General features: G+C 50.1%; 11 protein-coding genes. All 11 read left to right on the top strand.

Annotated features, from left to right (window positions below; translation table 11 throughout):
- Position 1 precedes the first annotated feature (1 nt).
- Genes tssC through vasI form a run of 11 tightly spaced genes read left to right on the top strand, consistent with a single transcriptional unit; the run spans position 2 to position 12,970 of the window.
- The gene (gene tssC / locus H8A87_RS02695) at positions 2-1,480 is read left to right on the top strand and encodes a type VI secretion system contractile sheath large subunit (RefSeq protein ID WP_198688465.1); all 1,479 of its coding nucleotides are present in this window, start codon (positions 2-4) and stop codon (positions 1,478-1,480) included.
- Positions 1,481-1,482: 2 nt separating this feature from the next.
- Complete coding sequence (tssE, locus tag H8A87_RS02690; RefSeq protein ID WP_198688464.1) at positions 1,483-1,923, top strand: type VI secretion system baseplate subunit TssE; 441 nt, start codon at positions 1,483-1,485, stop codon at positions 1,921-1,923.
- Positions 1,924-3,756 (top strand): type VI secretion system baseplate subunit TssF, encoded by a 1,833-nt coding sequence (gene tssF / locus H8A87_RS02685; RefSeq protein WP_198688463.1) that lies wholly within the window; start codon positions 1,924-1,926, stop codon positions 3,754-3,756. It abuts the gene before it with no gap.
- A complete protein-coding gene (tssG, locus tag H8A87_RS02680) occupies positions 3,720-4,772 on the top strand; it encodes a type VI secretion system baseplate subunit TssG (protein WP_198688462.1) in 1,053 nt (350 codons plus the stop codon). The genes tssF and tssG overlap by 37 nt, the downstream gene beginning before the upstream one ends.
- Positions 4,773-4,777: 5 nt before the next feature.
- Positions 4,778-6,073, top strand: coding sequence for a type VI secretion system-associated FHA domain protein TagH (tagH, locus tag H8A87_RS02675; RefSeq protein WP_198688461.1), 1,296 nt, complete (start codon positions 4,778-4,780; stop codon positions 6,071-6,073).
- Complete coding sequence (gene tssJ / locus H8A87_RS02670) at positions 6,057-6,611, top strand: type VI secretion system lipoprotein TssJ (RefSeq protein WP_198688460.1); 555 nt, start codon at positions 6,057-6,059, stop codon at positions 6,609-6,611. Before tagH ends, tssJ begins: the two co-directional genes overlap by 17 nt.
- A 2-nt stretch (positions 6,612-6,613) precedes the next feature.
- The gene (gene tssK, locus H8A87_RS02665) at positions 6,614-7,966 is read left to right on the top strand and encodes a type VI secretion system baseplate subunit TssK (protein ID WP_198688459.1); all 1,353 of its coding nucleotides are present in this window, start codon (positions 6,614-6,616) and stop codon (positions 7,964-7,966) included.
- Between the two features lie 2 nt (positions 7,967-7,968).
- Entirely contained in the window at positions 7,969-8,736 is a 768-nt protein-coding gene (gene icmH, locus H8A87_RS02660; RefSeq protein ID WP_232370039.1) for a type IVB secretion system protein IcmH/DotU, read from the top strand.
- 9 nt (positions 8,737-8,745) lie between these two features.
- Positions 8,746-11,508 (top strand): type VI secretion system ATPase TssH, encoded by a 2,763-nt coding sequence (tssH, locus tag H8A87_RS02655; protein ID WP_198688458.1) that lies wholly within the window; start codon positions 8,746-8,748, stop codon positions 11,506-11,508.
- A complete protein-coding gene (locus H8A87_RS02650) occupies positions 11,508-12,305 on the top strand; it encodes a Fis family transcriptional regulator (RefSeq protein WP_198688457.1) in 798 nt (265 codons plus the stop codon). The genes tssH and H8A87_RS02650 overlap by 1 nt, the downstream gene beginning before the upstream one ends.
- Positions 12,302-12,970 (top strand): type VI secretion system-associated protein VasI, encoded by a 669-nt coding sequence (gene vasI, locus H8A87_RS02645; protein WP_198688456.1) that lies wholly within the window; start codon positions 12,302-12,304, stop codon positions 12,968-12,970. Before H8A87_RS02650 ends, vasI begins: the two co-directional genes overlap by 4 nt.
- Positions 12,971-12,974 lie beyond the last annotated feature (4 nt).

The raw sequence follows: 12,974 nt of genomic DNA, 5'->3' as shown, positions 1-12,974 counted from the left end.
AATGGCTCAGCACGAAGAAAACAGCACAGCGATTGCTTCTGGCGCAACGACCTCCTTGCTTGATGAGATCATGTCTCAAGCGAGAATGACTCCGGAAAATGACGGCTACTACATCGCTAAACAAGGTGTTGCCGCGTTTATCGGTAGCATTCTGGATACCGGCTCTAACGAAGAACCTATCAACAAACTTCTCGTTGATAAAATGATCGTTGAGCTGGATAAAAAGCTGAGTGAGCAGATGGACGAAATTCTGCACGCTAAGCAATTCCAAGAACTGGAATCTTCCTGGCGTTCACTGAAAATTCTGGTGGATCGCACTGATTTCCGTGAAAACATCAAAATCAACATTATTCATGCCACTAAAGATGAACTGTTGGAAGATTTTGAATTCTCGCCTGAAATTATTCAGTCCGGTTTTTACAAGCACGTTTACTCCACAGGCTACGGTCAGTTCGGTGGTGAACCGGTTGCTACAGTCATCGGTAACTATGCGTTCAGCAATACCTCACCTGACATTAAATTGATGCAGTACGTCAGTGCCGTTGGTGCAATGGCTCACTCACCATTCTTGTCTTCTGTTTCACCTGAATTCTTTGGTGTTAATAGCTTTACCGATCTGCCAGCCATCAAGGATCTGAAGTCTGTCTTCGAAGGCCCTTCACACACTAAATGGCGTGCGCTGCGCGAATCGGAAGATTCACGTTACTTAGGTCTGACTGCACCACGTTTCTTGCTGCGTCTGCCTTATTCCAATGTTGAAAACCCAATCAAAAACTTCAACTATCAGGAAAATGTCAGCCGTGACCACGAGCACTTCCTGTGGGGCAACACTGCGTACTTGCTGGCAAGTTGTCTGACTGACAGCTTCGCTAAATATCGCTGGTGTCCAAACATCATCGGTCCACAGAGCGGCGGTGCCGTGAGTGACCTGCCTGTTCACCTGTACGAAGCAATGGGTCAGGTTCAGGCGAAGATCCCAACTGAAGTTCTGATTACTGACCGCCGTGAATTTGAACTGGCAGAAGAAGGCTTCATCACCCTGACTATGCGTAAGGGCAGCGATAACGCAGCATTCTTCTCTGCAAACTCGGTTCAGAAGCCAAAAGTTTTCCCAAATACCCGTGAAGGGAAAATCGCGGAAACCAACTATAAGTTGGGTACGCAGCTTCCGTACATGTTCATCATTAACCGTCTGGCTCACTACATCAAAGTATTGCAGCGTGAACAGATCGGCTCTTGGAAAGAGCGTCAGGATCTGGAACGCGAACTGAACATGTGGCTGAAACAGTACATTGCTGATCAGGAAAACCCACCAACTGACGTTCGTAGCCGTCGTCCTCTGCGTGCAGCGGAAATCAAGGTTCTGGATGTTGAAGGCGATCCAGGCTGGTACCAGGTTGCGATGCAAGTTCGCCCACACTTCAAGTACATGGGTGCAAGCTTCGAGCTGTCTCTGGTCGGGCGTTTGGATAAGGAATAATCATGGCTGCGCTGTACAGTTGGAACAGAGGCAGCTCTGCCAGTCTGTTCGAGCGCATTCAAGGGAAGGGCTCCGGCTCTTCCCGTCAGTCAAGGATGCGTGGGCTGCTTGATTCTATCAAGAAGCATTTGAATGAAGTGCTGAATTCCCGTCCCGGTGCCAGTCAAAGTGCCATTGAATTGGGTGTCATTGATCTCAATGACGCAACCGCGACATCGGTGGATTTCAAGCAAAGTATCGAATGGGCGATTGAAGAGTGCATCAGAAATTACGAACCCAGAATATCAGCGGTTTCTGTTAGCGCTATCAATGATGACTCAGATCCGTTGCTGTTGAGCTTTCATATCAGCGCTGAAATCTTTCTGGATGATATCAACGACCTTGTGGAATTTAGCATCCAGTTGGATAACAACCGGCGCTATTGCCTGGAGCGAACTCAATAAATGTCATTTGAAAAATATTTCAGAGATGAGTTGAACTATCTGCGACAACTGGGGAAAGAAGCCGCAGTTGAACGCCCTCATCTTGCCGCATTTCTGTCAGAACAAGGTTCTGACCCCGACGTTGAGCGTTTACTGGAAGGTTTTGCATTTCTGACCGGCAACCTGCGGGCAAAGATTGATGATCAGTTCCCTGAATTGACCCACGGCCTGCTCAATATGCTCTGGCCGAACTATCTGCGTCCAACCCCAAGCATGACTATCATCGAGTATACCCCCGATGAGAGCGTTGTGACGAAAGCGACACAGGTCAAGCGTGGCACACAGATTATGAGCCACACGCTATCCACTCAAGATGATATTTATTCGAACGAAAAATCGGGTGGTAAAAAAGACGATCACGGCCGCTGTACTTTCACGCTCTGCCGTGATGTTTGGCTGTTTCCGTTTTCCATCCGTGACATCTCCGTCAATAACAGTAATGAAAACGGGATTATCGGCCTGAATTTTGCATCGAAAACTGAGCTGAACCTGCATGAATTGGAACTGGATAAGCTGCGCTTTTATCTGAGTGGTGATGACTATACCACGTCCCAGCTCTATTTCTGGCTCTGCTATTACTTTAGAAAAGCGGAATTGGTGGTGGGCGATATGGTGATCCCTCTGCCGGATTTTGATTTTGTGCCAGTGGGATTTGAGCGGGAAGATGCGCTGTTGCCTTACCCGAAAAACGCCTATATGGGCTATCGCATTTTGCAGGAATATTTCTGTTTTGCAGAAAGCTTCTTGTTTTTTGATGTGAAAGGCTTCCCGAAACTGCCTGAAGATCTCAAGACCAAAGATTTCAAACTGAATTTACATTTTTCTCAGGCGCTTCCACCAGAAGCGAAGATCCGTCATGACACTTTCCGTCTGCACTGCACACCGGCGATCAACCTGTTCTCAATGGACAGTGAAGCGATCGAACTCAATGGTAGCCAGACTGAATACCCATTGAAAGCCAGTTACAGTTTGCCGGATAACTACGATATTTTCTCCGTTGATGGCGTAGAAAGTTGGTTGACCGGAGAAAATGGTGAACGTAGCCGCGCACGTATTGGTGCGAGGGTTTATACCCCGTTTGAGAGTTTCAATCACCAGATTGATAACGAAGACGAACGTTCAATGCGTTATTACCGCCTTCGGGTGAAAGAATCCCCTTTCCGCCGAGGATTGGAACATTTCATCTCATTCGTTCGGGGAGATGAGTCAGATTTGCTCAGACTCAAGCTGAAAGAGAATGTCTCTATCAGCCTGACCTGTACCAACCGCGAATTACCGTTGGAGCTGCGTGTCGGCGACATTAATTACCCTTCCATCGGCAGTCCGACGTTTGCGACATTCCGCAATATCACTCGGCCGTCAGTGCCTCTCTATCCTCTGTTGGATGGTGGTTTGCACTGGTCACTGCTGTCAAATATGTCGCTGAACTATATGTCATTGCTGGATAGGGACGCGTTGAAACAGGTACTGCGTACCTACGATTTCCCAAGTATCCACAACCGGCAGTCTAAGCGCTCATCGCAGAAAAGGCTCGATGCCATTGAAAAGATTGAAACAGAGCCGACAGATCGTCTGTTCCGTGGGCAGCCTGTGCGTGGGTTGCGCTCAACGCTATATATCCGGCAACAGGCATTCAGCTCAGAAGGCGAGCTTTATCTGTTCAGTACGATTCTGTCACGATTTTTCTCACTGTATGCCAGCGTCAATGCTTTTCATATGTTGAAGGTAATCAATTTAGATAATCAGGAATGTTATGAATGGCCGGTACAGATAGGTCAACACTCGTTGATGTAATCACTGAGCAGGATCCTGCCACACCGCTGGCATTGGACATCTCACGATACAACTTTTACCAGCTGGTTGAGTTGCTTAACCGGCTGGCGGTAGCGTGGGAGAACACCGGAGAGACAGATCGTCCCGATCTGGAGTCTGTCCGTTTCCGATCCAGTGCCAGTCTGGCATTTCCGACTCGTGATGTCATCTCGCTTGCGCAGTCTAAACGGGGATACTTCGAGTTGGAAGTTTCCTTTATGGGATTGCACGGCAGCCAGTCTCCGATGCCAGGCTACTATCTGGATTCACTGGCATGGGAAGATGCTCAGGGAGAAAACCGTCTGACGGATTTTCTCAACATTTTCAACCATCGCTTAATCACGATCCTGCATCAGATCTGGCGGAAATATCGCTATTACATCTGCTTCAAGCAGAGTGGGGAAGATAACTTTTCCCAGCGTATGTTCTCTCTCGTCGGTTTGGGCAGTGAAGTCAACCGCCGGATGTTGAACATCAATCACAGCAAAATGCTGGCGTATGCCGGATTGCTGGCAAGTCCCGGCCGTTCACCGGAAGTGATATGCAGCCTTGTTTCCCACTGTTTTGATTTGCAGGACGTTACGCTGCACGGCTGGCAATTCCGGAAGGTCACGATCCCAATGGATCAGCAGAACCGTCTGGGGGGAACCAATAAAGGGCAGAAAATTGGCGACACCGAGCTGTCCGTGTTGGGTCATAACTTCACCATCGGTTCATGGGTTGGCGATTACAGCGGGAAATTCCTGCTCAGTATCAATAACCTGACACGTGATCGGTTCCTGTCATTCCTGCCTGAGGGAAAGAACTATCTCCCTTTGGTGATGTTCATTTCTTTCGTCATGCGCAGTCAGTTTGCCTGGGAACTGCGTCTTGGTCTGGCTGAAAATCAGGTCAGCGGCATGGTGTTGGGGGCGAAGCAGAATAACCATCTGGGGTGGACCAGTTTTCTCGGCGAACCGGAAAAGAAACCCTTTGTCACAATTTCAGTTATGGAATAACGACTATGGAAACACATCAACCAACCCTTTCGTTGCGGGTTCTTAACAGCGAGCAACTGGAAAGTGGTAAAGCAGCCGGTGGTCAGTTCTCGACACAGGGCGGTACGGTCGGTAGCAGTGAAAGCCACCTTTGGTCTGTGCAAGATCAGCAGGGCAATATCCACCCATCACAATTCGCCATCAAGTGGCAGGATGGGGCATTCTGCCTGCAAGTGCTTACTGAGTCCGTTAAGATCAACAATGCAGTATTAACACCTCAGTCAAGTTTGATCCGCTTACAGCAAGGCGATCAGATCAAGGTGGGCAATTTGTCCGTCAAGATCCACATCAGCTTTTCTGAGGCAGATCGCGTTGATCCTTCAACCGTATCGCCTGAATCATTGGTTTCCAGTTATAGCAATCCACTGGATGCCATGATGGAAGGCGTACCGGTACAAAAATCCGTGTTTGCCCACGATGAAAGCATTGCTCCGACTGTTATGCACCGTTTCAGTGATGATCCACTCAGGGTACTTGATAGCGAGAGTCTGACCACGCTGAAACCGCAGGTTGAGGCTGATGATACGGAACAGCTTTTGCCGCCGGATCATCACCAATCACCCCCATTTGCCAACCCTATTTCTGATAACCGAGGCAGTGTTATGGATCAGGAGTTCCTTGATTTACCGGATATCGCTTCCGATCGGCAGTACGAAGATATGGATGTTGATCATGTTGCCATTACTCCTCTCATGCGTGGGCTGGAAGCTCGATTGCCCCTGCACGATAGCCAGCAGGCGAATGACTTTCTGCAAGAGATGGGCAAAACCATGAAAGCCGCCATTGAAGGGCTATTGGCTCTCCAGCGCGAACAGCATGGACTGCGTGATAAACAACTTCGTCCTATCGAAGATAATCCACTGCGCCTGAATATGGATTATGACACCACCATGCAGGTGATGTTCTCGGATCAGAAAAGCCCGGTTCACCTGTCCGCACCGTCGGCAGTAGCGGAAAGTCTGCAAAACCTGCAACTGCATTATCAGGCTAACCGTACGGCTATTTCTGCCGCGCTGGACACGATGCTGGAAGCCTTTTCTCCAGAGCAATTGCTTCGCCGTTTTTCACATTATCGCCGTAGCAACGAAGTCAAGAATAAAGATGAATCCTGGGCATGGGAAATGTACACCAACTATTACCGCGAATTAGCTTCCAGCCGCCAGCAAGGGTTCGAGAAGTTGTTCCGTGAGGTGTATGAGCAGGCCTATGACCGCGCACTGCGTCAGGGCTTAGAGGAATCTAGCAATGACACATTCCGCTAGTCGCCGTATATGGGCTGTAGGGATTTTATTGCTGTCAGTGATGTTGCTGAACGGCTGTAGCAGTGCATGGAATGCAACAAAGAAAGTTGGCCAGGTTATCTGGGATCCTTCCACACCGGTAGGTAAACCTGATGATCAGGCCTCTGTTGCCAACATTACATTGCTGGCCGAACCCGACATCAACCCCAATGAAAGTGGTGAAGCGGCTCCTGTTGAAATGAATCTGGTTTACCTCAGTGAAGACTCGCGTTTTCTGGCTGCCGATTACGACCAGCTTGAAAGCGACAAACTCGAAAAAGCGCTGGGGAAAAACTACATAGATCATCAGGATTACACCCTGTTGCCGGGGCAATACAAGCCTCTGGAAACAATCACATTGGAAAAGAAGAACCGCTACATCGGTGTCATCGTTCATTATGCAGATGCAAATCAATCTGAATGGAAAAAGATCATCCGAGTAAAAGACATCGGCCGCCATTACAACATCTTGGTGCATGTCAGAAATAACGACGTCGAACTTAGAAAAGAGGAGGAGTAATCATGCCGGGTAAAAATCGGGTGATTTGGCACGAAGGATTATTCATCAAACCACAACATTTTCAGCAACAACAGAAACATATTGATTATCTGGCACATAGCCTGGTTTCCGTGTTGACACCTTATGCTCACGGTTTCAGCTCTTTGAGCATCAATGATGACTTGCTCAAACTGGGGCGCATCGGGATTACCGAAGCCAGTGGCATTATGCCTGATGGCACCCTATTTTCTGCGCCTAGCCAAGATTTGCTGCCAAAACCGCTGGATATCGAAAACATCAATGATCTGAAAAGCAAAGATATCTATCTGGCGTTGCCGATGTCCAGCGACACCATTCGGGAAATTGCTGATCGGGATGCCGAAATCCAGAGCGCCGTGCGTTATCGGGAACTGCCTACCGATATCCGTGACCTGCATACCAAGGGCGGTGATTCCTTCGCTCTCAACCTTGCCCAATTGACGCCAGTCCTGATGCAAGGCTCTGAGGACATGAGCGCTTACACTGCGATCCCACTATGCCGCATCAAAGAAAAGCAAAAAGATGGCACCATCGTTCTGGATAACGAATTTATTCCGACGTGTTTGTCGATCTTCGTGGCCGACAAACTCAAGCGTTTCATGGTGGAAATCGATGGTCTGCTGACAGAGCGCTCAAGAACACTGGCTAAACGTATCGGTTCACCGGGTCAGCAAGGCGTTGCCGATGTGGCAGAATTCATGATGCTGCAATTGCTCAACCGCGTTCAACCTCTGTACAACCATTATGCAAAACAGACCGTCCTGCACCCACTGTATTTATATACCGAGCTACTCCAGACTTGTGGTGAACTGAGAACTTTCACCGATGCAAGCCGCCTGCCGGGGAATGTGCTCGCATACGATCACAATAACCTGACGGACACCTTCCAAGACGTAATGCACGCAATCCGTGATGCGTTGAACGTCGTTCTGACACCACGTGCAACGTCGATTGCGCTGAAACAGAACGAAGGTGGCATTCGTGTGGCAACGCTCCACGACAACGATCTGCTGCGCAAAGCCGAATTCGTACTGGCAATCAGCGCCAGTACGCCGCAGGAACAGTTGCGTCGTCAGTTCGTCCAGCAAACCAAAGTCACTTCGATGGAAAGAATCCGCGATCTGGTCAGCGTTCAGTTGCCGGGTGTGCCACTGATTGCACTGTCCGCAGCGCCTCGCCAGTTGCCATATCATTCTGGATATACCTACTTCCGTCTGGATCAGAAGAGTCCGGCATGGAAAGAGATCCAGCAAGGAAATTCCATCGCGTTCCACGTATCAGGGGATTTCCCTGACTTAGATATGCAGCTCTGGGCTATCAGGGGCGGTAAGGAATAATCATGAGTGATATCAATGTTGACAGTCTGTCACTGGAAAAGTCTGAAACGCTGAAAACGTTTCAGCACCAGTACCAGCTACCGTTGCGTGGTGAAAGCCTCAACCCAATGATTGATGCCGCCACCCCTTTATTGGGGATGGTGTTGCGTTTGCAGGACATGAATGATCAGGCACTGCCAGACAAGCTTTACCAACAGGTTGTTACTGATATTCGTGCCATTGAGCAGTTTCTGCAAACCAAGGGTTATGAACCCGGCGCGATTGTTTCATTCCGTTACGTACTGTGCACCTTCATTGATGAAACCGCGTTGGGGCACGGCTGGAACAGTCAGAATGGTTGGTTGAAGCAATCACTGTTGGTGCACTTCCACAATGAAACTTGGGGAGGGGAGAAAGTCTTCGTATTGCTCGAACGCTTGATGGGAGAGGCACAGCGCTATCAGCATCTGCTGGAGTTCATTTACCTCAGCCTTTGTCTGGGGTATCGCGGACGCTACAAAGTCAGCACCCAGAAAAGCGATGACTTTGAGCGCCTGTTCCGCCGTTTGCAGCAACAGCTTCACTCATTGCGCGGAGACGCTCCGCCAACCACGCTGTATGTCAATATCAACGAGAGTGATGCGCGTTATCGTCTGAACAGACGGTGGACTATCAAGCACCTGTTCTTTATCAGTGCGGGCTTGCTTGTTGCTATTTACAGCTTCTATGCCATTCGCCTCGGTGATCAGACCCAAGACATATTAAAGCAGCTAAGTAACTTATTGAGATAGGACGTCGCCATGATTCAGATTGATCTGCCCACTCTTGTAAATCGTTTAAACCCGATGACCCGCCATGCACTGGAAGCGGCGGCAGCATCTTGTGTCAGCCAGCAACAGCCTGAAATCACCGTTGCGCAACTGCTGCTCCACATGATCGACACGCCACTCAGTGACGTGCGACTGATCCTGAATAAAGTAGACATCGATAAAGATCTGCTGAAAGAACAACTGGATCAAGTGATGGCTCATCATCAGTCGATTGTGCAGACTTACCCAAATTTCTCCCCCATGCTGGTGGAGTGGTTGCAGGATAGTTGGTTGCTGGCTACCACAGAGATGCAGCATACCGAATTGCGCAGTGGGGTTCTGTTGATTACGTTGCTGTTCAGCCCGCTGCGTTATCTGGCGCCACAAACTGCGCGCATGCTGGCAGGCATCAACCGCGAATTACTGCGCCAAAACTTTGCAGAATGGACAAATGGCTCTGCCGAGCAGCCTTTTGCCGTCAGCGATAAAGATGGACAGGGGGGGGATTCGGCAAATGGGTATCCGGCAAATGGCGACAGCCTGCTGGCTCGCTTTACCCAGAACATGACCGAACAGGCGCGTCAGGGCAAACTCGACCCCGTTCTGTGCCGCGATAACGAAATCGATCTGATGATCGACATTCTCTGCCGTCGTCGCAAAAACAATCCCATCGTCGTTGGTGAGGCGGGCGTGGGTAAAAGTGCCCTGATTGAAGGTCTGGCACTGCGCATCATTAACGATCGCGTACCGGATAAATTGCGCAACAGCGAATTGATGACACTGGATCTGGGCGCATTGCAGGCAGGTGCGGCAGTGAAGGGCGAGTTTGAAAAACGTTTCAAAGGCATCATGGCTGAAATTAGCCAGTCGCCAAAGCCAATCATCCTATTTATCGATGAAGCCCATACTCTGATTGGTGCAGGTAATCAGGCAGGTGGGCTGGATATCTCCAACCTGCTGAAACCCGCACTGGCACGTGGTGAACTGAAAACCATCGCTGCGACCACATGGAGCGAGTACAAAAAATATTTCGAAAAAGACGCCGCACTGTCTCGTCGTTTCCAACTGGTGAAAGTCTCTGAGCCAACGGCGGATGAAGCGACTGTCATCATGCGTGGTCTGCGTGCCATTTACGAGCAGGCACATGGCGTATTGATTGATGATGAAGCGCTGAAAGCTTCGGCGGTATTGAGTGACCGTTATCTTTCCGGTCGCCAACTGCCGGACAAAGCGATTGACGTGCTGGATACCGCCTGTGCCCGCGTTGCCATTAACCTGACTTCGCCGCCACGCCAGATCTCCTCGCTGACTACCGAACTGCACCAGATGCAAATGGAAATCGACGTGTTGGAGAGAGAGCAGCGCATGGGGCTGAACGTCCATGTGGAGCGATTGGCAGAACTGCAAAATCAGCAACAAGAGGTTCAGGAGCAACTCACAGCACTGGAAAGTAGTTGGCAACAGCAGCAGGAATTGGTGACGCAAATCATCGGACTGCGCAGCCAATTATTGTCTGACGATGTGCCAGTTGAAGCCGAATCAGTGAAATCCGAAACAGCCGAGAAAGTGGTTGAAGATATCGCGGAAGATGCGGTGGAAAATACGGCTGAACACACTGTCGAAAATGCAGAAGAAAATGAAGCTATTGAGCAAGCTGAATCTGCAATTGATGACGAACAGACTTTGATCGAAAAACTGACGGTACTCAACGCGCAATTAGCAGAGCTACAGCAGAAGCAAACGCTGGTTTCACCACATGTGGATAAAACCCAGATTGCTGCGGTGATCGCTGAGTGGACGGGGGTTCCATTGAACCGTCTGTCACAGAGCGAACTGTCCATCGTCACCGAACTGCCTATCCATTTGGGACAAAGCATCAAAGGGCAGGAAATTGCGATCCAGTGCCTGCACAAACACCTGCTGACCGCCCGCGCAGACTTGCGCCGTCCGGGGCGCCCTCTGGGGGCATTCCTGTTGGTGGGGCCAAGTGGCGTCGGTAAAACCGAAACCGTCCTGCAAATTGCAGAACTGATGTTTGGTGGCCGCCAATACCTCACCACCATCAACATGTCTGAATTTCAGGAGAAACACACCGTTTCCCGCCTGATTGGTTCACCTCCGGGTTACGTGGGTTACGGCGAAGGGGGTGTGCTGACCGAAGCCATCCGCCAGAAACCGTATTCCGTCGTTTTGCTGGATGAAGTGGAAAAAGCTCACCCTGATGTACTGAACCTGTTCTATCAGGCTTTTGACAAAGGGGAACTGGCGGATGGAGAAGGGCGCACCATCGACTGTAAAAACGTCGTGTTCTTCCTGACCTCGAACTTGGGCTATCAAACCATTGTAGATAATGCTGAACAGTCAGATCAGCTCAACGACCTGCTTTACCCAGAACTGGCGGCGTTCTTCAAACCGGCACTGCTGGCACGTATGGAAGTGATCCCTTATCTGCCACTGGGCTATGAAACGCTGAAAACCATTATTCAGAGCAAACTGGCTCGACTGGATACGCTGCTGACCCAACGCTTCAATGCCGAAGTCACCATCAGCGATGAGGTCTCGGAAGAGATCCTGCAACGGGCTACCCGTGCGGAAAACGGCGCCCGTATGTTGGAGTCCATCATTGATGGTGCACTGTTACCCCCCGTTTCCTTACTGCTGTTGCAGAAAATGGCCAAGGGTACATCCATCAGGGCTATTCGCTTAACCGTGGCAGAACACGCGTTTCAGGCAGAGGTTGAGGAGGCAGAATAATGAAACAGCGGCTGAAAAGCGCGTTAGCGTTATTGGAAGATGACACTATAGAACACCTGGTTGGCCATTTTTTGCTGGTCAGCCATAGCTCGCGTTTTGATGCCCTGTTGGTTTTTCTGCTTAACATCAACGAAAACAGGCTGGAATGCTACAACCTGCCGGCATCTCAGCAAGCCAGCTCACGCCGGCTGCATGTGGACATTGATGACGTCAATCACCCGTTGATACAGGTATTGCGCAAGGGAACCCCGACCGTCTGGGATTCCCTTAATCACGGGGCACGCATTGACGATCCCCAATTCCGCACGTTCATTGCGGAATTGCCGCATAACTGCGGGTTGTACGGCATTCCCCTGTTTGACTGCAACGGGCAGGCTTGCGGCGTGATCGCCATCTTTGCCGAAAATGTTACCCCTTTCACCCACAATGAAAACATGTTCGGCATCTATTGCCACGTTATGCAGCATCGCCTGAAAAAATTGCAGGAACTCGAACAACTGCGCGGACAGTTACGCCAAATCCGTCAGGTATTTCAGGTTCAACGCCAGAAAGAAAAACAATTGGATGAACTGCTGGCTTCGCTGAGTGAATCGAAAAACCCCGCGGCGGTCAGCAGTATCTCCGTGGATTACAGTCATATCGATAATCTGCCGAAGGCCATAGAAGAATTTGAAAGCGCCGTGTTGGTTCAACGTCAGCGTCAGTTTGGCAACGACACCAGATTGATTGCGCAGAGTCTGGGGATTCCCCAGCGAACGTTGGTTTACAAGCTGGCTAAATACGGGTGTAGATTATGAATATTGTTTTAATTATCAGTTCATTGCTTGCGTCATTGGCAGGAAACCCCACGCTTGCGGAGGGGGTAGACCCCCAGAACTCGGTCGCGGTAAAGGAAGAGCAAAATTTAGATGAACTGCAAAAATGCCGCTTTGAGCCGTCTCCGCTTATCCGGCTGGCGTGTTATGACAGTGCGTTGAATAACCTTAGATTCAAAACGGTACACATTCCCATCGAGAACATGGGGCCGTTATGGCGTCAGGCGATGGAACAGGAGATGAAACGCACCGATTACTCTACCGGCTTCATTGTCACGCAGGGAGAGAACGGTGCAGCGCCCATTATTCTGACCACGCCTGCGATTGGGGTGCCACCCCCGCGTCCCGTATTAATGCTGAGTTGCATTGACAGTATCACCCGTTTGCAGGTGGCACTGCCTAAGGCCGTGGAATCAGGGGCTGTCACTGTGGCGACAGATAGAACCCAATACCGCACCGAATGGTTTGTGCGGGAACACGGTTATTTATGGGAATCCAGCCGTGGCTTACCGGGCATTGAGGAAATCAAGCGCCTGATGGACAGCGAGCGGGTGAGCATTACCGGCAGCAATGGCAGCCCGATAACCTTTAACCTTTCTCAGTTGGAGCAGGCGGCGAAGCCATTGCGCGCTGCCTGCCGTTGGTAATCGA

This window comes from Xenorhabdus lircayensis, from assembly GCF_016306625.1.
Taxonomy (GTDB): Bacteria; Pseudomonadota; Gammaproteobacteria; order Enterobacterales; family Enterobacteriaceae; genus Xenorhabdus; species Xenorhabdus lircayensis.
Note: the sequence above shows the minus strand (reverse complement) of the source record. Positions and strands in the feature narration are given on the sequence as shown.

Bases quoted from the DNA above. Each gene is read 5' to 3' on its own strand.
- tssJ (WP_198688460.1), top strand. From the start codon at position 6,057: ATGACACATTCCGCTAGTCGCCGTATATGGGCTGTAGGGATTTTATTG.
- tssG (WP_198688462.1), top strand. From the start codon at position 3,720: ATGGCCGGTACAGATAGGTCAACACTCGTTGATGTAATCACTGAGCAG.
- tssE (WP_198688464.1), top strand. From the start codon at position 1,483: ATGGCTGCGCTGTACAGTTGGAACAGAGGCAGCTCTGCCAGTCTGTTC.
- H8A87_RS02650 (WP_198688457.1), top strand. From the start codon at position 11,508: ATGAAACAGCGGCTGAAAAGCGCGTTAGCGTTATTGGAAGATGACACT.
- icmH (WP_232370039.1), top strand. From the start codon at position 7,969: ATGAGTGATATCAATGTTGACAGTCTGTCACTGGAAAAGTCTGAAACG.
- tssH (WP_198688458.1), top strand. From the start codon at position 8,746: ATGATTCAGATTGATCTGCCCACTCTTGTAAATCGTTTAAACCCGATG.
- tagH (WP_198688461.1), top strand. From the start codon at position 4,778: ATGGAAACACATCAACCAACCCTTTCGTTGCGGGTTCTTAACAGCGAG.
- vasI (WP_198688456.1), top strand. From the start codon at position 12,302: ATGAATATTGTTTTAATTATCAGTTCATTGCTTGCGTCATTGGCAGGA.
- tssF (WP_198688463.1), top strand. From the start codon at position 1,924: ATGTCATTTGAAAAATATTTCAGAGATGAGTTGAACTATCTGCGACAA.
- tssK (WP_198688459.1), top strand. From the start codon at position 6,614: ATGCCGGGTAAAAATCGGGTGATTTGGCACGAAGGATTATTCATCAAA.
- tssC (WP_198688465.1), top strand. From the start codon at position 2: ATGGCTCAGCACGAAGAAAACAGCACAGCGATTGCTTCTGGCGCAACG.